This window comes from Apibacter sp. wkB309 (assembly GCF_002964915.1).
GTDB lineage: Bacteria > Bacteroidota > Bacteroidia > Flavobacteriales > Weeksellaceae > Apibacter.
In genome coordinates this window covers 1-20,811 of record NZ_PSZL01000005.1, presented here as the reverse complement: position 1 = coordinate 20,811, position 20,811 = coordinate 1, and the positions used below count along the sequence as shown (strand labels likewise).

Sequence of the window (20,811 nt, the reverse complement as noted above, 5' to 3'; positions counted from 1 at the left end):
TATGAAAAAAACAGGTAAAATAATTGGAATTCTACTAAGCATACTTGCGTTAATTTTGGTACGAAAATTTGAAACCTCTTTGTTTTATGATCCTCTACTTTTATTTTTTAAACAAAAAGATTTTAATCAACAAATTCCTCCTGAATTTAATCTCATAAAACTTATGACGTCTCTTATCTTTCGATACGGATTAAATTCTATTATAACACTTGTGATTATATATTTATGGTATAATGATAAAAAAATAACGAAAGTATGTTTCTATATTTTAAGTATTGGATTCCTTATTTTTATATCCCTTTATTTATTTTCCTTACTAACCAATTTTAGTTTGGGTTACATGCCAACATTTTATATAAGAAGAGTTTTAATTCAGCCTATATTTTTACTGTTGCTTATACCCGCAATATATTATTATAAGAATTTACCCACTAATTCCCGTTAGGAGTATCGTTATTGGTTGAGGTTTCTTGATTTTGTAGCTTATTTCTCATAACTTCTCTTTCGGCTTCTCTAGCTTTTCTCTTTATGCTTTGCGTTTTACTGCTATAACCGCCAATAGCACCTAATATGAGACCTATTCCGGAACCCGCCAATAAACCAATAACTAATGTAATTGTTAAAAAGGGTTCTTTTGATCCATTACATTGGATGTACCCTAAGGCTATTCCCAGGATTAAAAATAGAATACCAATAATTATTGAACTTTTCATTATTATAATATATTTTAGATAATAAATTTATGAAAATTTATTTATTTGAGTTTAAATTCTGCCTTACCACTTCGTATAAAAAGGCGCCACAAGCTACAGATACATTTAAAGAATCCGTTTTACCGTAAATAGGCAGCTTTAATTTTGCATCAGAATTTTTAAGCAGATCCCTTGAAATTCCTTTTTCTTCATTTCCTACAATAACAGCTAACGGAAGTTCCAACACTTCATCATATATATATGTATCTGTTTTCTCAGTAGCACTAACAACTTTTATACCACTTAGCTTTAAAAACTCCAATACTTTTAATAAATTCTTCTCCTTGCAAATTTTTAAATTGTAAATAGCTCCCGCAGATGTTTTAATAGAATCCGAATTGATTGGAGCAGAACCTTCATCAGGAATAACTATGACATCAACACCAACAATTTCTGCAGTTCTGCAAATTGCTCCAAAATTTCTAACGTCAGTTAAATGATCTAAAATAAGGACCAATGGCATTTTCCCGTCTTCAAACAATTGAGGTATGATATCCTCAATTGCAAAAAATTGTACCGGTGAAAGAAAAGCACATACACCTTGATGATTTTTACGGGTCAATCGATTCAATTTTTCAATCGGAACATACTTAACACGAATTCCCGCTTGTGAAAATTTCATCTTCAAGACTTTAATATTATCTCCTAATAAACCATTTTGAATAAATACCTTATCAAAAGTTTTTCCTGCCTCTAAAGCCTCCATAACAGGCCGTATTCCGAATATAAAATCTTTTTCCATATATTTAAATGAGGGTGATTTATAAATATTTAGTCAAGCTTCTACTAATTATTTGGTAGATTATTAATCTCCAAAATAAATTTTATTTCTTGCCAAATATTTATTGGTATCTTCAATAAAAGAAAGTATTTCTTCTTTTCCAATCTTCTTTTCTGATGAAGATTTAAACATTTCAGGAAGATCATCCCAAGTTTTACGTAATTCTTGAGAATACTTTTTAAAATTAAAAGAAAACTCTTTTTGAGTGACTTTATCCAACTTGGTAAAAATTAATGAAAAAGGGATACCTGATTCTCCCAACCAGTTGATAAAATCTATATCAATTTTAAGAGGTAAATGACGGGCGTCTATTAATACAAAAAGGTTTACTAAATTTTTTCTAGACAACACATATTTTTCAATCATCTTAGAAAATGCAGCCCTATTCGTTTTAGAAGCTTTCGCGTAACCATATCCCGGCAAATCTGTTAAATACCAGTTGTCATTAATTAAAAAATGATTAATCAATTGAGTCTTTCCTGGAGTGGATGAAGTTTTGGCTAACCCTTTTTTATTGGTAAGCATATTAATTAAAGATGATTTACCTACGTTAGATCTGCCTATAAAAGCATATTCAGGCTTATTGCCTTCCGGACAATCTTCAATTAATTTACTGCTTTTTATAAATTCTGCTGAATATATATTCATGGTTTGTTTTTCTACAATTTCATCTCTTTCAGCCAATTAAAAAGAATTTCATTAAATTCAATCGGTTTTTCCATCATCGGCGAGTGGCCACATTGATCTACCCAAAATAATTGAGAATTTGGAATTCCTTCATGAAATTCTTCTGCTACTTCCGGTGGAGTTACATTGTCTTGTTTTCCCCAAATCAGACAAGTCGGTTGATGAATATTTTTTAACTCTTTAGATAAATTATGCTTGATGGCACTTCTTGCAATGTGAATTGTTTTTAAAACTTTGCTCCTGTCGGACAATGTTTCGTATACTTCTTCAACTAATTCTTTTGTGGCTATCTTAGGATCATAAAAAACCTCTTCCGATTTCTTTTTTATATAATCATAGCTGCCTCTTTTAGGATAGGACTCTCCAAAACTTCTCTCATACAATCCAGAACTACCGGTTAAAACCAAAGAATCAACATATTGAGGTTTTTTCAAAGAAATCATTAATCCTAAATGTCCGCCTAAAGAATTCCCCAAAATAATGGATGGCTCATCAACAACCTTTTGTAGAAAGCTAATCACATAATTAGTTAATCCCATTACGTTAGTCCTCAAAGTAGGAAGAGAATATAAAGGAAGTTCAATAGAATACACCTTGTAGCCATTTTTGGAAAAAAAATTAACCTGATCCGAAAAATTGCTTAAACTACCCATTAAACCATGCAATAATACTATTGGTTTGCCTTCTCCCTCTACCGTATATGCAAATTTTTTTTCTTTACGAAGATTAAAAATCATTAGTCAATCTTATTGCTGTGCAGATGCAAAAATACATCATTTATTACTAAATAAAAACATTATTTACTAATAACTTTCCTTCTTTATGTATTTAAATATCCTTTTTTTACCGAATTATTTAGCCCACAAAAGTTATTAACAAAAGTGGGTAAAAGTGGAGCAAAGTGGAAAATAATTTCTAATTTTGAAGACTAATATGGTAAATCTTATTGGAACATATGAATGTACCCTTGATTCAAAAGGAAGAATGTTGCTCCCTTCAGGTTTGAAGAAGCAAATGGATACCCTTTTGCAAGAAGGTTTTGTCCTAAAAAGATCCGTATTTCAACCCTGTTTAGAGCTTCACCCCATGTCTGAATGGAATCAGGTAATGGGCAAAATAAATAAATTAAACCGTTTTGTAAAAAAAAATAATGATTTTATTCGCCAATTTACAGCCGGTTTAAAAAATGTGGAAATAGACACCAGCGGACGTTTACAGATAAGTAAAGATTTGATACAATTTGCTAAGCTTGAAAAAAATATTGTAGTAGCAGCAGCTATTAATGTTATTGAAATATGGGACAAGAACCTTTATGAAGATTCTGTTAATGTAAATGATTTAGACTTTGCCAATTTAGCAGAGGAAGTAATGGGTAATATATCTGAAGATGAATTATCATAAGCCTGTATTATTACATCCAAGCGTAGATGCTTTAATTACAAACCCCAAAGGTATTTACGTAGACTGCACTTTTGGCGGCGGAGGACACTCCCGTTTAATTTTGGAAAAATTATCTTCTGAAGGAAAACTGTTTGCTTTTGATCAAGATTATGATGCAATTGCTAACCTTATTCAAGATAGTCGCTTTACCTTCATTCAACAGAATTTTCGTTATTTAAAAAATTCGTTGCGATTTTATAAAGTAGACGCTGTTGATGGTATACTTGCCGATTTAGGGGTTTCATCCCATCAATTTGATATGCCTTTAAGAGGTTTTTCCACCCGATTTGACGGCCCATTAGACATGAGGATGAATAATAAACAACCCCTAAGTGCAAAAGATATTATTAACAACTATACAGAAGATCAATTAGCTGAAATTTTTTATTTATATGGAGAATTAAAACAATCCAGAAAAATTTCAAGAGAAATTATAGAAGCAAGAAATGAAAAACATATAGAAACAACCTCAGATCTTAAAGTAATATTTGAAAAGAGCATTCCCTCTTTTAAACAAAATAAATTTTTCGCTCAATTATTTCAAGCACTTAGAATTGAAGTAAATGACGAATTAAATGCTTTGAAAGAACTATTAACTCAAAGCTATGAAATGCTTAAGCCGGGAGGAACATTGGTGTTTATCTCCTACCATTCGCTTGAAGATCGATTGGTTAAAAAATTTTTAAAAACAGGATTATTTAAAGGAGAGCCGGAAAGAGATATTTACGGGAATTGGGAAAAACCTTTTGATATTCCTTATTCAAAAGCTATAATCCCGAATCAAGAAGAAATTTTAGATAACACAAGAGCACGTAGTGCAAAAATGCGAATAGCAACAAAACGGTACAATGGCTAAAAGAAGAGCTAAAAATAAAAAAGCTAGAACTATTTTAGATATACTAAAAGGAAAATTTTTAGTAGAGGGAGATGCTTTTTCCGTCTGGAAGTTTATTTTATTTATGATGATTTTGTCTTTAATTTCAATTTCTTCTTCTCATATAGTTGACGAAAAAGTAGTTGAAATTTCAGAGTTAAAAGAAAAATCAGAAGAATATAAAGCCCGATATGCTTTAATACATAATAAACTAATGAAATTGAAAGTAGAGTCAGAATTGGAGGACATGGTCATCTCTGATTCACTTCATGCATTAGATAAACAACCTTATAAAATTTTGGTACCTAAAGTTAAAGATGAATAATGAGCGAAAAAAAATATTAGCACGTACCTACTTGGTTGCCGCACTTATTTTATTATTTGCGGTATCCGTGTTTGCTCGCCTTATTTATATTCAAACTCATGATACCGAAAAATATAAAAATCTTGCTCAAACCACCAATTTCCGAAATGTAGAAGTTGTAGCCGCAAGAGGTAATTTATATGCGTCGGACGGTATCTTACTTGCCACCACGATTACTAAGTATGATATATATATGGATATGAAAACTATCCGTAATGAATTGTATCAAAATAATATTGGAGCATTATGCGATTCTCTGCAAAAAATGTTTAAAAAGCCAAGCTTTTATTTTTATTCTAAATTAAACGAAGCAAGAAAAAAAGAAAATCAATACTTAAAACTAGCCAAAGGTCTTGATTACGAACAATTTGCCAGACTTAAAAATTTTCCAATCTTAAACAAAGGAAAAAACAAAGGAGGCTTTATAGTTGAAAGAAGAACCGAGAGAATAAAAACCATTTCAGGATTTGGAATCAGAACCTTAGGATTTGATGATGAAAGAGGAAAATCAGGGTTAGAAGGTGCATTTTCTTGTTATTTAAAAGGTAAAAACGGGAGAGAAATCCAACAAAGAATTAATCAAAAACAGTGGAAACCCATTAATATAGAGTTAGAACCTCAAGATGGAAATGATGTGTATACAACTATAGACATGAGGATTCAAGACATTGCTTATTCTGCTTTGCAAGAACAACTTGAAAAATCTGAAGCAGATCATGGTTGTGCTATAGTTATGGAAGTTGCCACCGGTAAGATCGTTGCCCTTACCAATCTTCAACGAACAAAAGACGGAGGATATGACGATTTACGAAATTTTGCTGTATGGGAGGCTGCAGAACCGGGATCAACATTTAAATCAATATCTATGTTGGCCCTTCTGGATGACGGATATGTAGAACCGAATACCACGGTTGATATTGGCCCCGGATATTGGAAATATTACAAACATACCATACGAGATGATCACGGAAGCGGTATTATCACTCTATCACAGGTTCTTTCTCAATCGAGCAATGTGGGAATATCTAAAACGGTAGATAAATATTTTTCTAAAAATCCGCAAGATTTTTTAAATAAAATAAATTCATGGGGAATTAACAAAAAAACAGACATTGATATACCCGGAGAAAGCGCTCCTTACATACCTAAATACGGTAAAAAATGGAGTCCGGTTACCCTTGCTTGGATGTCATTCGGTTATGGCGTAAAACTTACTCCGCTGCAAATTCTTACTTTTTACAATGGAGTAGCTAATAACGGCAAATTAATGAAACCTCAACTTCTGTATAAAATTGAATCTAAAGGCATCGTTACCGAAAAATTTACGCCTATAGTTATAAATCAAAAAATGGCTTCCCAAAAAGCGATTAACGATTTAAAGAAAATGTTAACCTATGCCGTGGAAACAGGAACGTCAAAAAGTATTTATACACCGAATTTATCAATGGCCGGTAAAACAGGAACTGCTCAGGTGGAATACTGGAATAAAGGAAAAGGCAGATTATATCAAGCTTCTTTCTGCGGATTTTTTCCCGCAGATCATCCTGAATATTCATGTATAGTAGTCATTAACAAACCAAAAAAAGGATTTTATGGATCTCAGGTTGCGGCTCCTGTATTTAAAGAAATAGCAGGTAAAGTATATCTTAAAAAACCTTTAAATCTTCCCAAAGAAGATAAATCTAAAGAGTCACAAAATATAAATGTATTATTAACTAAAAACCAAAAGCTAACTATTAACCCTTCTACTGCCTTGGTACCAAACGTAATTGGCTACTATGGAAAAGATGCTATCCCCGCTTTGGAAAACCTGGGATTAAAAGTAGTTTATTCAGGAAATGGAAAAGTCATTGAGCAATCCATAATTGGCTATCCTATAAAAAAAGGTATGACTGTATATTTAAAATTAAGCGCATGAAAAAGCTTTCAGACCTATTATATAAAGTATCCATTGAAAAACTAATTGGTAATGTTGGTTCTTCAATTAAAAATATTTCTTTTGATTCAAGGAAAATTGAATCGGGATATATTTTCTTTGCCATAAAAGGATACGATTTAGACGGTCATAAATATATACCCCAAGCTATAACCCAAGGGGCAACTGTTGTCGTATGCGAGGAACTTCCTGAAGAGTTATCAGATTACGTAACTTATGTTCAGGTTAAAAATTCAAGCATAGCTTTAGGTATAGTCGCTTCAAACTTTTATGACAATCCTTCCGAGAAATTGACACTTGCAGGGATTACAGGAACTAATGGTAAGACCACTACGACAACTTTACTTTATAATTTATTTACACAATTAGGTTTTCGTTGTGCTTTACTTTCAACAATAGAAAACAGAATTTCAGATAAAGTTTTAAATTCAAATCATACGACTCCTGATCCTATTACCATAAACCAATTACTAGCTCAAGCAGTAGATGAAGGTTGTCAATATGCATTCATGGAAGTCAGTTCCCACGGAATTCATCAAAATAGGTTAGCAGGATTAACTTTTAAAATTGGAGCTTTTACAAATATAACGCATGACCATTTAGATTATCACCAAACGTTTTCCAATTATATTGCTGCTAAAAAGAAATTTTTTGATGAATTACCAAAGACCGCCATTGCGATCACCAATATGGATGATAAAAATGGCCTTATAATGCTTCAAAATACGAACGCTAAAAAAGTCACCTACTCTTTAAAATCAAATTCAGAATATAAGGGAAAAATTATTGAGAATAGATTAGACGGAATGTTATTACAATTTAATAATCAAGAATTTTGGACAGTTTTAGCAGGGAAATTCAATGCATATAATGAACTTTTAGCTTATACTATTGCTTCTGAATTAGGATTTGATTCTTTAGATATAGTAACAGCATTAAGTAAATTACAACGAGTGAAAGGACGATTTGAAACCTATGTGAGTGATGACAAAAAATACATCATTGTGGATTATGCCCATACTCCCGATGCATTACAAAACATTTTGGAAGCCATCAATCAATCCCGTACCAGAAATGAAAAATTAATTACTGTTTTTGGTTGTGGAGGACATAGAGATAAAGAGAAAAGACCCAAAATGGGGAATATTGCCACTCGATTATCCGATTTAGCAATTATAACATCCGATAATCCCAGAGATGAAAATCCGGATGAAATAATACAAGAAATTGAAACAGGAATTGAACCTCAAAATACCAATAAATATTTATCCATAACTGATAGAAAACAAGCCATACGAACAGCCATTAAAATGGCAGCACCTAAAGATATAATCCTGATTGCAGGAAAAGGACATGAAAATTATCAAGAAATTAATGGAAAGCATTTTCCATTTGATGATATGAAAATAGCTAAAGAATTATTAAAAAACACATAAAAGGATGCTTTACCACTTATTTGATTATTTAAATGTAAATTATTATATACCCGGAAGCGGTTTATATAGATATATTACATTCCGAGCCTTAGCAGCGGTATTTACATCTCTATTTATCTCTTTAATTATTGGTAAAAAAATTATCAATTTCCTTCGTAGAAAACAATTAGGTGAAACAGTAAGAGAACTGGGACTTAGCGGACAAAAAGAAAAAGAAGGTACTCCGACTATGGGGGGAATTATTATCATCTTGGCAACGTTGATTCCGGTACTTTTATTTTGTAAATTAAACAACATCTATATTATTATATTGGTCATATCAACCATTTGGATGGGAATTATTGGCTTTTTAGACGACTTTTTAAAAATTCATAAAAAAAATAAAGTCGGATTAAAAGGTAAATTCAAAGTTTTAGGTCAGATAAGTCTCGGTATTTTTGTAGGAGTAGTTTTGTATACTAATAAAGATATAGTAATCAAAGAAAAAATTGAAGGCTCACATAATATAGAATTCGCAAAAGATTTCTATCCCAGAGAAAAAACATTTAAAACAACCATTCCATTTTTTAAAAACAATCAATTTGATTACGGAAAAGTTCTAAAATGGATAGGGATGGATGAAAAAGAATCAGAAGATTTGGTATGGATCATTTTAATTCCGGTGGTTATAACTATTGTTACTGCAGTTTCTAACGGAGCCAACCTCACCGACGGGATTGACGGACTAGCAGCAGGAAGCTCAGCAATTATTGTTACCACTCTAGCTTTATTTGCTTATGTATCCGGAAATATAATGATGGCTGATTACTTAAATTTGATGTATATCCCTAATTCGGGCGAAATAGTAATATTTTCGGCAGCCTTTGCCGGTGCTTTGATCGGCTTTTTATGGTATAACACGTATCCGGCTCAAATATTTATGGGAGATACGGGAAGTCTTACGATCGGAGGCGTTATCGCGGTTTTAGCTATAGTTTTAAGAAAAGAACTATTAATTCCTGTATTGTGCGGAATATTTTTAATTGAAAATCTTTCTGTAATACTTCAGGTAATTTATTTTAAATATACTAAGAAAAAATACGGAGAAGGAAAAAGAATATTTTTAATGTCCCCCCTTCATCACCATTTTCAAAAATTAGGATATCACGAAAGTAAAATAGTAACCCGTTTTTGGATTATTGGAATTATGCTGGCCATATTCTGTATCATAACCCTAAAAGTAAGATAAAAAGAAATGAAAAGGCTAGTTATATTAGGAGGTGGAGAAAGTGGCGTAGGTGCAGCCATATTAGGAAAAAAAGTTGGATTTGACGTTTTTCTTTCCGATATGGGTTCTATAAAGGATGAGTATAAAGCGATTTTATCTGAAAAGGAAATTCCATTTGAAGAAAAACAACATACAGAGGCATTAATACTCAATGCTGATTGGATCATAAAAAGCCCGGGGATCCCTAAAAAATCACCCATAATTCAACAAATTAGTGAAAGACAAATTCTTATTTCATCAGAAATTGAATTTGCCTCGCAACATACCGATGCTACACTTATTGCAATTACCGGTTCAAATGGTAAAACAACCACTACCTCATTAACCTACCATATGTTTAAAAAAGCAGGTTATTCGGTTGGATTGGCAGGAAATATCGGTAAAAGTTTTGCTTGGCAGGTAGCTGAAGAAAATTTTGATTATTATATACTTGAAATTAGTAGTTTTCAGTTAGATGACATTCAAAACTTCAAACCTCATATAGCTATGGTCTTGAATTTAAGTCCTGACCATCTCGATCGATATGAATACACCTATCAAAAGTATATCGATGCAAAATTTACAATAACTAAAAATCAAGATATTAAGGATTATTTTATATATAATGAGGATGATCCAATGACTACTAATTGGTTTCAAAATCACAATACTAAAGCGCAAAAGCTTCCTTTTTCTTTACATAAGAAAATAGAAAACGGAGCTTTCAGCGATCATGAAAATATAAACTTCCACATTAACTCAGACACTTTTAAAATGAAAATCAACGAATTAGCACTTACAGGAAAACACAATATTGCCAATTCCATGGCAGCAGGAATTGCCGGAAAACTATCTAAAATTAAAAATGATTTCATAAAACAAAGTTTAATGGATTTTGAAGCGGTAGAACACCGTTTGGAATTTGTTTTAAAAATTAATGGAATTAATTTTATTAACGACAGTAAGGCGACCAATGTAAATTCTGTTTATTATGCTTTAGAAAGTATGAAAACTCCGGTGATCTGGATTGTGGGAGGAACTGACAAAGGAAATGACTACAGTGAACTGATCCCATTTGTTCAAAGAAAAGTCAAAGCCATAGTTTGCTTAGGTGTTGATAATAAAAAGATAATTGATACTTTTCAGAACATAGTTTCTAACATTGTTGAAACTAAATGTATGAAAGATGCCGTAAATGCAGCCTATAGTTTAGGCTCAAAAGGAGATTCTGTACTTCTTTCACCTGCATGTGCAAGTTTCGATTTATTTAAAAATTATGAAGATCGAGGAAATCAGTTTAAGGAGGAAGTTAGAAAACTTTAATAAATGAGAAAATTAAAACAATACTTTAAGGGAGACATAACTCTTTGGGCAGCGATATTACTGATTTCGTTAGCTTCCTTCTTACCCGTATATTCTGCCAGTTCGAATTTGCAATATGTAGTCGGACAAGGATCCGTTTTGGGACATTTTGCCAAACATGCCGGGTTTATTATAGTCGGAATAGGTATTGTTTTTATTTTTCAAAAAATTGATTATAAATATTTTGGCGGATTTTCCAAATTATTATTACCGGTAGTTATTTTTTTATTGATACTTACTTTAATGCAAGGAAAAAGTATTGATGGAGCAAATGCTTCTCGTTGGCTGAAACTTCCGGGGGTTCCGTTTGCCTTTCAAACCTCTGTTTTTGCTGCATTAGTATTAAATATATATGTTGCCAGATATCTTGATAGAAATAAAGATAAAGAAATAACATTCAATAATAGTTTTGTGCCTGTTTTACTACCTATTTTTATGGTAGTCGGACTCATTTTTCCTGCAAACGGATCAACGGGAATTTTAATTTTTTTGATGGTTTTAGCTTTATTGTTTATCGGTGGATATCCTATCAAAATATTACTTTCAATTATAGGGGTTGGTATAATTGTGGCTATTCTTTTTATAACAATCGTTTTGGAATATCCGGATATGTTTCCCGGCCACAGGGTTCATACTTGGAAGAGCAGAATTGAAAACTTTGCAGGAGAAGATGGAGAAGAAAGTTACCAGGTACAGCAAGCTAAAGCAGCTATAGTTCAGGGCGGTATTATACCCAGAGGACCGGGAAAAAGCGCTTTTAAGCAATCTTTACCTCAATCTTCTTCGGATTTTATATTTGCTATTATAGTAGAGGAATACGGTTATGCAGGTGTGTTTTTATGTTTTTTCCTTTATTTACTTATACTCTGGAGAATCATTGTTATAGCCACTAAGGTGGAAAATATATTCGGTACTTTATTAGTGGTGGGTATAGGTTTACCGGTTATATTTCAGGCATTTTCCAATATGGCTGTAGCCGTTAATTTAATTCCGGTTACCGGACAGCCTCTACCCATATTAAGTTACGGAGGAACTTCCATGTGGGTAACTTATATGGCTTTAGGGATTATTATTAGTGTAAGTCGTGATATTGTTTCAAATGAAAACACAGTTAAAGAAAATAATAAAGGAGATATAAATTATGAGATCGCCTAGATTTATAATAAGCGGTGGGGGAACCGGTGGACATATTTTTCCTGCAATTGCCATTGCAGATGAAATAAAACATCGTATTCCTAATGCAGAATTTCTGTTTATAGGTTCAGAAAATAAAATGGAAATGGAAAAAGTACCTCAAGCCGGTTATGCTATTGAAGGATTATGGATCTCAGGAATTTCACGATCGTCCATGCTGTCTAACTTTAAATTTCCTTTTAAGGTTATTTCGAGCCTAATAAAATCACGAAAAATTATTAAATCATTTCAACCGAATGCGGCAATAGGTACCGGCGGATATGCATCCGGGCCTGCTTTATATGTTGCTGCTCAAGCAAACATTCCCACTTTTATACAGGAACAAAATTCGTTTCCCGGTATTACCAATAGAAAACTTGGAAATAAAGCCAAAGGAATTTTTGTTGCTTATGAAGGCATGGAAAAATATTTCCCAAAAGATAACTTATATGTCACGGGAAATCCTGTTAGAAAATCTTTATTTGGAACTATAACTCAAGAACAAGCCAAAAAAGAATTAGGACTCGATCCATCAAAATTGGCAATTTTATCTATAGGAGGGTCTTTGGGTTCGAGAACTATCAATAATTTTTGGAAAGAAAATTCCAAGGTAATTGCTGATACCAATATTCAAATTATATGGCAAACCGGAAAATTGGATTATTCTGATATTAAAGTTAATAACAACTTAAAACACAACAATATATTTATTTTTGAGTTTATAAAAGATATGTCCGTTGCTTACGCTGCTGCTGATATCATTATATCTAGAGCCGGAGCAATAGCCATTTCGGAATTAACCTTAGCCGGAAAGCCAACAATACTTATACCTTTCCCCTTTGCCGCAGAAGATCACCAAACTAAAAATGCCCTGCAATTAGTTAACGCAAACGCTGCAAAAATGGTAAAGGATTCGAAGGTTTCTCAAAAATTATTAAGCGAGATACAAAATCTTTGTAACGATAAAAAAGAAAGAGAACTTTTATCTGAAAATATTGTTAAGTTGGCTAAACCAAATGCAACTGAAGAAATTGTAACTCATATATTAAATGAATTGAAAATTTACTAGTCTATGAAAGATATTCATACATATAAAAATTATTACTTTATAGGAATTGGAGGAATAGGAATGAGTGCTTTGGCTCGTTATTTCAAATTTTCCAATGCAACCGTGTATGGATATGATAAGACTCCTACTAAACTGACTCATAACCTGGAAAAGGAAAATATATCCATTATTTATGAGGATACGATTTCATTACTTCCGAAAAATATTTCCAAAGAGGATACGGTAGTGATCTATACACCTGCTATACCTGAAAATTTAAAAATTAAACACTATTTTATTGAAAATGGATTTACACTTTTCAAACGATCCCAAGTTTTAGGTGAAATCACCAAAAGTACTCTGTGTTTAGCTATTGCAGGAACTCATGGAAAGACGACAACTTCAACTTTATTAGGACATATTTGTAAGTATGCAAATTTACCTGCTACTGCTTTTTTAGGAGGTATTTCTGCCAATTATAATTCTAACTTCATTTACAATGGGTCCAAGATTTCTATTGTTGAAGCTGATGAATTTGATCGGTCCTTCTTGTCCCTTTCTCCAAACATGGCAGCTATAACATCTACAGATTCTGATCACTTGGATATTTATGGAAATCATGAAAATATAATTGAATCTTTTAATCAATTTGCGGACTTAATTCCCGAAAACGGATTTTTAATAGTAAAAAAAGGTTTACCCATCAATGCAAAGCACCTTACTTATTCAGCTAATGAAAAGGCAGATTATTATGCTGAAAATATACAGATAATCAATGGGCAATTCCATTTTGATTTAGTAACGCCTCATCAAATTATAAAAGATTTTATTGTACCCATACCCGGAAAACACAATGTTGAAAATGCAATAGCCGCTTTAGCAATCAGCTTACAACTGGGTATTGAAGCCGATATACTACGTAAGGCTTTAGTTGATTTTAAAGGGGTTTTACGAAGATTTAATAAACATGTATTTGAAAATAATAAAATTTATATCGATGATTATGCCCATCATCCAACTGAAATCAATGCTGTAATCGATACAATTAGAAATTTATATCCTACCAAAAAATTGCTGACAGTATTTCAGCCTCACTTATATTCCAGAACCGCTGACTTTGCAGAGGATTTTGCTAAAAGTCTCAGCAAAACAGATACGCTTATTTTATTGGACATCTACCCGGCCAGAGAAACTCCCATCGAAGGAATAACTTCGGAATGGTTGGCGGATAAAATACAACTTGATGACAAGGAAATATGCTCGATTGATAATGTTTTAAAAAGTATTAAGACAAAAGATTTTGATGTGCTCTTAACCATAGGAGCCGGTAATATTGATACCTTATATGATCCCATTATAAATTGGCTTAATGAAATTAAAATATAGATTTATTAAAATTTTTTTATTACTAATAGTACTAGGATTTTTGATGAACTTTGCAGTCCGAAGACATAACGATAAAAGTATAGATAACGTCAGTATTCTAATTGATAATGCTGATTATATACATTTTATTACCAATGCCATGGTTTATGACATTGTCAATCGATCATCAAAAAATGAAAAGAAAGCAAGTAAAATAAAAGATATTGATATTTCAAAAACCGAAGAAAATTTGGATACCATACCGTTTATTTCAAACAGTAATGTTTATATAGACTTAAATGGTTCCCTAAATATACATGTGAGTCAAAAAATTCCAATTGTTCGAATTAAGACTCCTAATGATGAATTTTATTTGGATCAAAACGGTACGAAATTTCCTTTGTCCCAAAACTTTTCATTGCCTTGTTTACTTGTAAGTGGTGATATTAAAGCAGAGGAATATAAAAAATTAGTAAAATTATCTCAATTAATAAGTGAAGATAAGATATTAAAAAATCACATTATAAGCATTGATAAAGACAAAAAAAATAGTTATAATTTGCTTTTAAATGTAGCCGGAGTATATATAGAATATGGTGATCTTAAAAACAATCATCAGAAACTTACAAATCTAAAAGAATTTTACAAACAATATCTAGATTATGTAGGTTTTGGCGTTTATAAGAAAATAAGTTTAAAATATGACAATCAAATAGTTGCAACAAAGAGATAAATATGGACAACAACAACAACAATATTGCAGTAGGTTTGGATATAGGCACAACAAAGATTGTTGCTATAGTTGGGCAAAGGAATGAACATGGAAAATTGGTTATTCTGGGAATGGGAAGAGCTAAAAGTTTAGGCGTTCATCGGGGTGTAGTAAATAATATTACTCAGACTATTGATTCAATAAAAAAAGCAATTTCTGAGGCTGAAAAAGCAGCAAATTACAAAATTACCGATGTTACTGTTGGAATTGCAGGACAACATATTAGAAGTCTTCAACACAGCGATTATATTTCCAGACCTAACTTTGAAGATGTTATTGACGATACGGATATTGAAAAGTTAAAAGAACAAGTACATAAACTAGTCATGCTTCCGGGAGAAGAAATTATACATGTTCTTCCTCAAGAATACAAGGTTGATTCTCAATCTGAAATTATTGAACCGAGAGGTTTCCACGGTAGCAGATTGGAAGCTAATTTTCATGTAGTAGTTGGTCAAATTTCTTTAATTAGAAATATTGCCAGATGTGTTAAAGAAGCAGGGTTAAATTTAGTAGGTATAACATTGGAACCCCTTGCCTCTTCGGATGCGGTTTTGAGTCAGGAAGAAAAAGAAGCCGGAGTTGCTTTGATCGATGTAGGTGGAGGTACAACGGATATTGCCGTTTTTAAAGATAATATTATCCGTCATACTGCGGTAATACCTTTCGGTGGAAATGTGATTACTGATGATATCAAATCAGGTTGTTCAATTATTGAAAGGCAAGCAGAGATTTTAAAAGTTAAATATGGTTCTGCCTGGCCATCTGAAAATAAAGAGATTGAAGTCATCAGTATACCCGGATTGCACGGAAGAGAACCTAAAGAAATTACCGTTAAGAAATTATCTCAAATTATACATGCAAGGGTTGAAGAAATTATTTCCTTAGCTTATTTAGAATTAAAAAATTACGGATGTGAGGAGCAAAAGAAAAAGTTGATTGCAGGAATCGTAATGACGGGAGGAGGCTCTAAGTTAAAGCATTTAAGGCAATTAACAGAATATACCACAGGTATGGATGTTCGCATTGGTTATTGTAATGAACATTTAGCCGGAGGACAGCCTGAAGAATTAGCCAGTCCTGAATATGCTACTGCCATAGGATTATTAATGACAGGGCTCAATAATCTTGAACTAAAGAAAAATAAAATTCAACAGGAAACTAAAAATATAAAGAAACCTGAAGTTTCTTCAGATATTCCGACTGAAAATTCTAGTACAACAACCCTAAATATTGAGCAAAAAACTTTGAAAGAAGAAAAGAAGAAAAATAAAGAAAAGAAAAAATCTATATTCGCTTCTTTTCAAGAAAAATTTATTAAATATATTAACGATACAGAATAAACAGATAGAATACAATGGATAATACAGAGAACAATAAGCTATTTTTTGAGCTGCCCAAAAATAAAACTTCAGCCATCAAGGTAATTGGTGTCGGAGGTGGAGGAAATAATGCTGTTGGTTATATGTATGATCAAGGCATTACCGGTGTAGATTTTATAATTTGCAATACGGATGCACAGGCATTAATCAATAATCCTATCCCAAATAAAATTCAGTTGGGAAATACCATTACGGAAGGTTTAGGAGCCGGAGCCAATCCTGAAATCGGAGAACAGGCTGCTCTAGAGAGTATAGATGATATTAAAAATGCTTTAGGTGATCAAACTAAAATGGTTTTCATTACCGCAGGAATGGGAGGAGGAACCGGTACAGGAGCAGCGCCTATTATTTCGGGTATTGCAAAAGAAATGGGTATTCTAACTGTTGGTATTGTCACTATTCCTTTTTCTTTTGAAGGTAAATCGCGATTGGAACAAGCAGAAAAAGGTCTTGAAAAAATCAGGAAAAACGTTGACTCTTTAATTGTCGTAAAAAACGATAAGTTGAGAGAATTGTATGGAAACTTGGGTTATAAATCCGGATTTTCAAAATCCAATGAGGTGCTTAGCACAGCTGCTAAAGGAATTGCTGAAGTTATTACCAAAAATTACTCCATCAATATAGATTTACGTGATGCTAAAACCGTTCTGGCAGATAGCGGAACTGCCATCATGGGATCTGCTGTTTCTTCCGGACCTAACAAAGCCCAGGATGCTATCATGGCTGCCTTGGATTCTCCTTTGCTTAATGATAATAAAATTACCGGAGCTAAGAATGTATTATTGTTAATCGTATCCGGCGATGATGAGATAACAGTAGACGAAATAGGTATCATTAACGATTATATTCAATCCGAGGCAGGTAACAGTACAAATATTATTATGGGTATCGGTGAAGATGAAAGTTTAGGAGATAGTATCAGAGTAACTGTCATTGCAACCGGTTTTCCTGTGGACGATGAAAGAAACAGCGGTAAAGAAAAAGAGAAGATCGTACACACGTTAACAGATGATTTTCCAACTTCCAATCCCTTGAATTTGGGAAATACAAAAGCTGCAAATTTCAATAGTCAAAAAGATAATAGATCTGATGAACCACAAATAATTTCTTCAGTTAATAAAGGAAATTATGTTCAGGAAAAAAACGAAGAAAAAACGATTCAAAAAATAATAACTCTAGAAGATGAAGAAGAGGTAACCACTTTTGGAATCTCTAACAGAAAAGATCCGATTGTTCCCTCTTTTCCTATTGATGAGGAAATAAATATTATTAAAAAGGATGTATATCCTCCCCAAAATAATGAAACAACTTTATTTTCTAATAAAGAAAATACATTTCAGGAAACCAAAGAAGATAAACTTCCCGAGCCTCCTGTAAACCAATCGACTATATTCACTTTAGATGAAGCTGAGGATTTTACTCAAAAAGTAAATTTTCAAACAGAAACCGAAGAATTGAGTTCTTATAATAACAAGTTTCAGCTTCCTGAGGAAAAAAAGGAAATTTTCACAGAAGATCAAACCGTTTCTGAAGATAAAAATTATTCTTCAGAATCTTTGAATGAGCTTATGGAGAAAAAAATCCAAGAAAGAAGAGAACGGTTGAAAAAACTGAACAGCAAATTTCAAGGATTATCTAAACAAAATGTTGATGAAGTAGAAAAAGTTCCGGCTTATAAAAGACAAGGCATTAATTTAGATGAAAATATAGATTCTAATAAAAGTTCGGATATGTACTTTAACAAAAATTCTAATGAAGTTCAAATCCGACCAAATAATTTTTTCCATGATAATGTTGATTAGTCCCTAACTAAAACAAATAATTATGAGCTTAGAAACTAAAATAATGGATGCGATGAAAATCGCCATGAAAGATAAAGATAAAGTAGCATTGGAATCATTACGAGCTATTAAATCTCAATTATTATTACTTAAAACGGATGGTAAAACGGAAGATATTTCTCCGGACCAGGAAATTGCTTTATTACAAAGATTGGTTAAGCAAAGGAAAGAGGCTTATGAACAATTTTTAGCTAACAACAGGAATGAATTGGCTGAAAATGAATTAGCACAAGCAAAAGTCATTGAGCAATTCCTTCCGGCACAACTTACCCCTGAAGAATTAGAAAAAGAACTTCGAGAAATTATAGCTGAAACCGGTGCTCAAGACATAAAAGATCTGGGAAAGGTTATGGGTGTTGCTTCAAAAAAATTACAAGGAAAATCCGAAGGAAAAACAATATCAGAAACTGTTAGGAAGTTGTTGTCCTAATTTATCTTTTGTATGTAAGCCGATGATCAATCGGCTTTTTTTAATTAAAAAAAAGACATTCGTAAATGAATGTCTTTTCTATTTTATATTGTTTATAAAGCAAACTGTTTATCGATCTGCTTCATTGTAATTCCTTAACATAATCCAACCGGTAAATTCTCTTCCGTCGGCAATAGTAATTATGTACCAATAGGAAGAGGTCGGCAAATTTCTTCCTAAGTGTTTTCCGTCCCATACAAAACATGTATTAGAGGTTTCTTCATAAACTTGTTTACCGTATCGGTCAAAGATTTTAACTTGAGAATTTTCGCCTTTAAACAAATCTAATCCGCATACTCTCCATGCATCGTTATAATTATCACCGTTGGGAGTTATCACATTATTAATTCCGAAAATTATTCCTTTGGAAGTTATAGCATCACATGAATTGGCAACGGAACGTACATAGAATGTATAAATTCCTTGTTTTAAATTAGTAAATGTGTTACTTCTTTGCCAATTTATCTTATCGATGGAATATTCCAACGGAGCCGGTCCATTTGCTATTACGGTTATATAATCTTTTCCTTGCTGTAATTCAACAATAATCGGTTCTTCCAATAATTTAACTTCTATTTGATGCGTAGTAGTACAGCTGATATTATAATTTAAAATTTTAGTATGTTCAACCGTATAAATACCTATGTCTCTAACATTTTCAAGATATTGACCGGTCCCAACTAATTTTCCTTTAAAATACCATCGGATTTGATCGTATCCATCATCTCCTGCGTCTAGTGTTGTAGCATATCTTGGACAGATATAAACTATTTCATTAGGAGGCGTTGGAGAAACATAAGGAATCAACTCTACTTTTGCTACGGATGGACAAAAATCATCATCTATATTATCCACACGAACATATACATATCCGTTTTTACTTTTATAGTTAGATAATTCGGGTTCTTGTATTTGTTTTGAAGGTTTACCCATTGCTTCATCTTTCAAGGCATTATTTGCATCCTTTTCGGTTCTATAAAAACGAATTGTTGAATTGGGTTGATTTTTAAATAAATGTTCAACTAACGGAAGTTGAAAATACGCGTATCCGTCTTGATCTCCATCACAAGCGTATAGGGTAGCATCATTAAGTTCTACAGGATCATTGGTTTCAAATTCTATTTTTGTAATGCCGATACATTCGGTTTGAATATTTTTAATTCTACAATAAATTGAATCGGATAAAGCAAAATATTTGTTTTTATCTAATACCCCTGTTCCGTTCAATGCTTTTTTATATCCTTCATGATAGGTAATTTCATATACGCGTTGATCTAAATAATTATGTCCTGATTTATCTTTAATTTTAGGATCGAGGTCTTTGAGTAACAGGTCATCATATTTTCCATTATTGTCTCCATCACACACAAATTGAGGTATCAGTTGTGGACGTGGCGTTTCTTTTTGGGTAATTGTTATTGTTCCTTCATTTCCACAGCCGTTCTCTTTGTTTTCGAATTTAACTTTTACTTCTACTTTGTTTTCTCCTACAGGGGGGTCGTAATCGGTTAAAGTATTAGGTATTGGCCCCGATGTGTCTTCTACTCTGCCAATCTCTACTCCTTTGCTGTCTTGGAAAATTACTCGCATATCTTGTAAGAAGCTTTTTATTCTTGCTTCTTCTCCATTGGATGATAACATTGGATAAATCGAACTCCATAAATCTACTCGGGTTTTACTGCCTTGCGGTTCGTATTCACAGATGATCGGTTCGTCTTTTGCTACTTTTAAATATGGATATACGTAGAGTTTTACTTTCGATACTTCATCACAATAGTTGCCTTCTTCGTCTTTTACTCTTACATAGATTTCATCTACTAGGTATAATCCTTCTTTATATAGTTCTCTATTGGTATAGTTACTTATTTCAGGTTCGGTCAGAT

General features: G+C 32.5%; 20 protein-coding genes. 15 read left to right on the top strand and 5 right to left on the bottom strand.

The window, feature by feature from the left end; translation table 11 throughout:
• Position 1: 1 nt before the first annotated feature.
• Positions 2–445: an exosortase F system-associated protein gene (locus C4S75_RS04380; RefSeq protein ID WP_146105561.1), complete on the top strand. Its 444-nt coding sequence runs from the start codon at positions 2–4 to the stop codon at positions 443–445.
• On the opposite strand, the gene C4S75_RS04375 is transcribed toward C4S75_RS04380, so the two are convergent.
• From C4S75_RS04375 to C4S75_RS04360, 4 genes are all read right to left on the bottom strand, one after another.
• Positions 432–713 carry a hypothetical protein gene (locus tag C4S75_RS04375; protein ID WP_105297108.1) on the bottom strand — a complete coding sequence of 94 codons (282 nt, stop codon included), beginning with the start codon at positions 711–713 and terminating at the stop codon, positions 432–434. The genes C4S75_RS04380 and C4S75_RS04375 overlap by 14 nt on opposite strands.
• A gap of 37 nt (positions 714–750) precedes the next feature.
• Entirely contained in the window at positions 751–1,494 is a 744-nt protein-coding gene (gene rlmB / locus C4S75_RS04370; protein ID WP_105297107.1) for a 23S rRNA (guanosine(2251)-2'-O)-methyltransferase RlmB, read from the bottom strand.
• Positions 1,495–1,557: 63 nt separating this feature from the next.
• Positions 1,558–2,181 (bottom strand): ribosome biogenesis GTP-binding protein YihA/YsxC, encoded by a 624-nt coding sequence (gene yihA, locus C4S75_RS04365; protein ID WP_105297189.1) that lies wholly within the window; start codon positions 2,179–2,181, stop codon positions 1,558–1,560.
• A gap of 11 nt (positions 2,182–2,192) precedes the next feature.
• Entirely contained in the window at positions 2,193–2,957 is a 765-nt protein-coding gene (locus C4S75_RS04360) for an alpha/beta fold hydrolase (RefSeq protein ID WP_105297106.1), read from the bottom strand.
• Between the two features lie 196 nt (positions 2,958–3,153).
• Between C4S75_RS04360 and mraZ the strand changes: the two genes are divergently transcribed.
• The 14 genes from mraZ to C4S75_RS04290 are packed head-to-tail and all read left to right on the top strand — an operon-like array spanning position 3,154 to position 18,889.
• Positions 3,154–3,621 carry a division/cell wall cluster transcriptional repressor MraZ gene (mraZ, locus tag C4S75_RS04355; protein WP_105297105.1) on the top strand — a complete coding sequence of 156 codons (468 nt, stop codon included), beginning with the start codon at positions 3,154–3,156 and terminating at the stop codon, positions 3,619–3,621.
• Positions 3,608–4,516 carry a 16S rRNA (cytosine(1402)-N(4))-methyltransferase RsmH gene (rsmH, locus tag C4S75_RS04350; RefSeq protein ID WP_105297104.1) on the top strand — a complete coding sequence of 303 codons (909 nt, stop codon included), beginning with the start codon at positions 3,608–3,610 and terminating at the stop codon, positions 4,514–4,516. The genes mraZ and rsmH overlap by 14 nt, the downstream gene beginning before the upstream one ends.
• A complete protein-coding gene (locus tag C4S75_RS04345) occupies positions 4,509–4,859 on the top strand; it encodes an FtsL-like putative cell division protein (protein WP_105297103.1) in 351 nt (116 codons plus the stop codon). Before rsmH ends, C4S75_RS04345 begins: the two co-directional genes overlap by 8 nt.
• On the top strand, positions 4,852–6,816 hold the full coding sequence (locus tag C4S75_RS04340) for a penicillin-binding protein (protein WP_105297102.1): 1,965 nt from the start codon (positions 4,852–4,854) through the stop codon (positions 6,814–6,816). Before C4S75_RS04345 ends, C4S75_RS04340 begins: the two co-directional genes overlap by 8 nt.
• Complete coding sequence (locus C4S75_RS04335) at positions 6,813–8,270, top strand: UDP-N-acetylmuramoyl-L-alanyl-D-glutamate--2,6-diaminopimelate ligase (RefSeq protein ID WP_105297101.1); 1,458 nt, start codon at positions 6,813–6,815, stop codon at positions 8,268–8,270. Before C4S75_RS04340 ends, C4S75_RS04335 begins: the two co-directional genes overlap by 4 nt.
• 4 nt (positions 8,271–8,274) lie before the next feature.
• Positions 8,275–9,498 carry a phospho-N-acetylmuramoyl-pentapeptide-transferase gene (gene mraY, locus C4S75_RS04330; protein ID WP_105297100.1) on the top strand — a complete coding sequence of 408 codons (1,224 nt, stop codon included), beginning with the start codon at positions 8,275–8,277 and terminating at the stop codon, positions 9,496–9,498.
• A gap of 6 nt (positions 9,499–9,504) precedes the next feature.
• A complete protein-coding gene (gene murD, locus C4S75_RS04325) occupies positions 9,505–10,839 on the top strand; it encodes a UDP-N-acetylmuramoyl-L-alanine--D-glutamate ligase (protein WP_105297099.1) in 1,335 nt (444 codons plus the stop codon).
• Between the two features lie 3 nt (positions 10,840–10,842).
• On the top strand, positions 10,843–12,033 hold the full coding sequence (locus C4S75_RS04320; protein ID WP_105297098.1) for an FtsW/RodA/SpoVE family cell cycle protein: 1,191 nt from the start codon (positions 10,843–10,845) through the stop codon (positions 12,031–12,033).
• Positions 12,020–13,120 (top strand): undecaprenyldiphospho-muramoylpentapeptide beta-N-acetylglucosaminyltransferase, encoded by a 1,101-nt coding sequence (murG, locus tag C4S75_RS04315; protein WP_105297097.1) that lies wholly within the window; start codon positions 12,020–12,022, stop codon positions 13,118–13,120. The genes C4S75_RS04320 and murG overlap by 14 nt, the downstream gene beginning before the upstream one ends.
• A 3-nt stretch (positions 13,121–13,123) precedes the next feature.
• Positions 13,124–14,485, top strand: a complete 1,362-nt coding sequence (gene murC, locus C4S75_RS04310) for a UDP-N-acetylmuramate--L-alanine ligase (protein ID WP_105297096.1) — start codon at positions 13,124–13,126, stop codon at positions 14,483–14,485.
• Positions 14,486–14,528: 43 nt separating this feature from the next.
• Positions 14,529–15,197, top strand: coding sequence for a cell division protein FtsQ/DivIB (locus C4S75_RS04305; RefSeq protein WP_146105560.1), 669 nt, complete (start codon positions 14,529–14,531; stop codon positions 15,195–15,197).
• Positions 15,198–15,199: 2 nt separating this feature from the next.
• Positions 15,200–16,579 carry a cell division protein FtsA gene (gene ftsA / locus C4S75_RS04300; protein ID WP_105297094.1) on the top strand — a complete coding sequence of 460 codons (1,380 nt, stop codon included), beginning with the start codon at positions 15,200–15,202 and terminating at the stop codon, positions 16,577–16,579.
• A 14-nt stretch (positions 16,580–16,593) separates the two neighbouring features.
• Positions 16,594–18,420 carry a cell division protein FtsZ gene (gene ftsZ, locus C4S75_RS04295; RefSeq protein WP_105297093.1) on the top strand — a complete coding sequence of 609 codons (1,827 nt, stop codon included), beginning with the start codon at positions 16,594–16,596 and terminating at the stop codon, positions 18,418–18,420.
• Positions 18,421–18,442: 22 nt separating this feature from the next.
• Complete coding sequence (locus C4S75_RS04290; protein WP_105297092.1) at positions 18,443–18,889, top strand: GatB/YqeY domain-containing protein; 447 nt, start codon at positions 18,443–18,445, stop codon at positions 18,887–18,889.
• A gap of 108 nt (positions 18,890–18,997) precedes the next feature.
• Here C4S75_RS04290 and C4S75_RS04285 read toward each other — a convergent pair.
• On the bottom strand, positions 18,998–20,811 hold a 1,814-nt coding region (locus C4S75_RS04285; RefSeq protein WP_146105559.1), incomplete at its 5' end, for a T9SS type B sorting domain-containing protein.

What these genes read in the sequence shown, in the direction of transcription:
- C4S75_RS04380 (WP_146105561.1), top strand. Translation starts at nt 2, where the DNA reads ATGAAAAAAACAGGTAAAATAATTGGAATTCTACTAAGCATACTTGCG.
- C4S75_RS04375 (WP_105297108.1), bottom strand. Translation starts at nt 713, where the DNA reads ATGAAAAGTTCAATAATTATTGGTATTCTATTTTTAATCCTGGGAATA.
- rlmB (WP_105297107.1), bottom strand. Translation starts at nt 1,494, where the DNA reads ATGGAAAAAGATTTTATATTCGGAATACGGCCTGTTATGGAGGCTTTA.
- yihA (WP_105297189.1), bottom strand. Translation starts at nt 2,181, where the DNA reads ATGAATATATATTCAGCAGAATTTATAAAAAGCAGTAAATTAATTGAA.
- C4S75_RS04360 (WP_105297106.1), bottom strand. Translation starts at nt 2,957, where the DNA reads ATGATTTTTAATCTTCGTAAAGAAAAAAAATTTGCATATACGGTAGAG.
- mraZ (WP_105297105.1), top strand. Translation starts at nt 3,154, where the DNA reads ATGGTAAATCTTATTGGAACATATGAATGTACCCTTGATTCAAAAGGA.
- rsmH (WP_105297104.1), top strand. Translation starts at nt 3,608, where the DNA reads ATGAATTATCATAAGCCTGTATTATTACATCCAAGCGTAGATGCTTTA.
- C4S75_RS04345 (WP_105297103.1), top strand. Translation starts at nt 4,509, where the DNA reads ATGGCTAAAAGAAGAGCTAAAAATAAAAAAGCTAGAACTATTTTAGAT.
- C4S75_RS04340 (WP_105297102.1), top strand. Translation starts at nt 4,852, where the DNA reads ATGAATAATGAGCGAAAAAAAATATTAGCACGTACCTACTTGGTTGCC.
- C4S75_RS04335 (WP_105297101.1), top strand. Translation starts at nt 6,813, where the DNA reads ATGAAAAAGCTTTCAGACCTATTATATAAAGTATCCATTGAAAAACTA.
- mraY (WP_105297100.1), top strand. Translation starts at nt 8,275, where the DNA reads ATGCTTTACCACTTATTTGATTATTTAAATGTAAATTATTATATACCC.
- murD (WP_105297099.1), top strand. Translation starts at nt 9,505, where the DNA reads ATGAAAAGGCTAGTTATATTAGGAGGTGGAGAAAGTGGCGTAGGTGCA.
- C4S75_RS04320 (WP_105297098.1), top strand. Translation starts at nt 10,843, where the DNA reads ATGAGAAAATTAAAACAATACTTTAAGGGAGACATAACTCTTTGGGCA.
- murG (WP_105297097.1), top strand. Translation starts at nt 12,020, where the DNA reads ATGAGATCGCCTAGATTTATAATAAGCGGTGGGGGAACCGGTGGACAT.
- murC (WP_105297096.1), top strand. Translation starts at nt 13,124, where the DNA reads ATGAAAGATATTCATACATATAAAAATTATTACTTTATAGGAATTGGA.
- C4S75_RS04305 (WP_146105560.1), top strand. Translation starts at nt 14,529, where the DNA reads ATGAACTTTGCAGTCCGAAGACATAACGATAAAAGTATAGATAACGTC.
- ftsA (WP_105297094.1), top strand. Translation starts at nt 15,200, where the DNA reads ATGGACAACAACAACAACAATATTGCAGTAGGTTTGGATATAGGCACA.
- ftsZ (WP_105297093.1), top strand. Translation starts at nt 16,594, where the DNA reads ATGGATAATACAGAGAACAATAAGCTATTTTTTGAGCTGCCCAAAAAT.
- C4S75_RS04290 (WP_105297092.1), top strand. Translation starts at nt 18,443, where the DNA reads ATGAGCTTAGAAACTAAAATAATGGATGCGATGAAAATCGCCATGAAA.